At 74.0% G+C, this 1,208-nt stretch carries 1 protein-coding gene and 1 pseudogene; both read left to right on the top strand.

What is annotated here, in order from left to right; all coding sequences use genetic code 11:
* On the top strand, positions 1–715 hold a 715-nt coding region (locus EBH09_RS28955; RefSeq protein WP_193776594.1), incomplete at its 5' end, for a helix-turn-helix domain-containing protein.
* A gap of 159 nt (positions 716–874) precedes the next feature.
* Positions 875–1,208 (top strand): annotated as a pseudogene (locus EBH09_RS28950) (hypothetical protein); the annotation flags it as partial.

Genomic DNA, 1,208 nt, shown 5'->3' with positions numbered 1-1,208 from the left:
GGCCCCGCACTGGCAGGTCGTCGTGGCCCGCGTCGAGTGGGAGGACGGCTCGGCGGAGACCGGCCCGGTCGCCCAGACCCTGCTGGAGGAGATCCTCGTCGACCCGCTCGCCACGGGCCCCGAGCAGTCCGACCGCATCGCCGTGGCGCACACCGGCGACGAGGCCGTCGCCCTCGTACCGCTGCCGGCGGTCTCCAGCGAGCACGACGGCTCCGAGACCGGGATCCTCGCGGACGCGCTGCTGGAGTCCGTACGGGAGCCGCTGTCCGCGGGGCTGGACGGCGACGGGCGGGTCACGCTCGGCGTCAGCGCGGCCGTGCACTCGGCGGAAGGGCTGCGCGGCGCGCTGGAGGAGGCCCGGCACGCGCGGCGCGTGGCCGCGGCGCGCCCCGGACGGGTCTGCGCGGCCGGCCACCAGGAACTGGCCTCGCACGTCCTCCTCCTCCCCTTCGTCCCCGACGACGTCCGCCGGGCCTTCACGGCCCGGCTGCTGGACCCGCTGCGGGACTACGACCGCCGCCATCGCGCCGAGCTGATCCCGACGCTGGAGGCGTTCCTCGACAGCGACGGCTCCTGGACGCGCTGCGCGAGCCGCCTCCACCTGCACGTCAACACGCTGCGCTACCGCGTCGGGCGGATCGAGCAGTTGACGGGGCGTGACCTGTCGCGCCTGGAGGACAAGCTGGACTTCTTCCTGGCACTGCGGATGAGCTGAGCCGCGTGCGCGGGAAGGCCCGGACGCTCCCAAACCTCCGGACCGGGAAGTCCCCCACTTTGTGAAAAATTTCACCCATCCTCTTGGCCGGGCCGCCGGATCCGTGCTGAGATGCGGCCACCACTCGAGAGCTCGATGGCGTGCTAAGGGGAGGGCGACGTGGCGCATTCCGCCATGGCTGGTTCTGGTTGGGGAACGACCGAAGGTGACGATCCGCTCCAGACCGCCGTGTGGCGGTTGCGCTCGCGCGCCTGCTGGGCCGACGCGGCGGCCCTGCTGGAGCCGGTCACCGCGGCCACCGCCTTGCAGCGGACCGCGCTGCTGGTGGAGCGGTGTCTGTACACCGAGCAGGGCTGGGCGGAGGCCGAGGACGCGCTGCGCACCGCCGAGGCGCTCGCCCACAGCGACGACGAGCGCGGGGCCGCGGCCTGTGAGCGCGGGCAACTCGCGTACGCCGCCACGGTGCACGGGGTGCGCGACCGGTCCGACGAGG

Origin of the sequence: Streptomyces sp. E2N166 (assembly GCF_003671715.1) — a bacterium.
Lineage (GTDB): Bacteria > Actinomycetota > Actinomycetes > Streptomycetales > Streptomycetaceae > Streptomyces > Streptomyces thinghirensis.
Note: the sequence above shows the minus strand (reverse complement) of the source record. Positions and strands in the feature narration are given on the sequence as shown.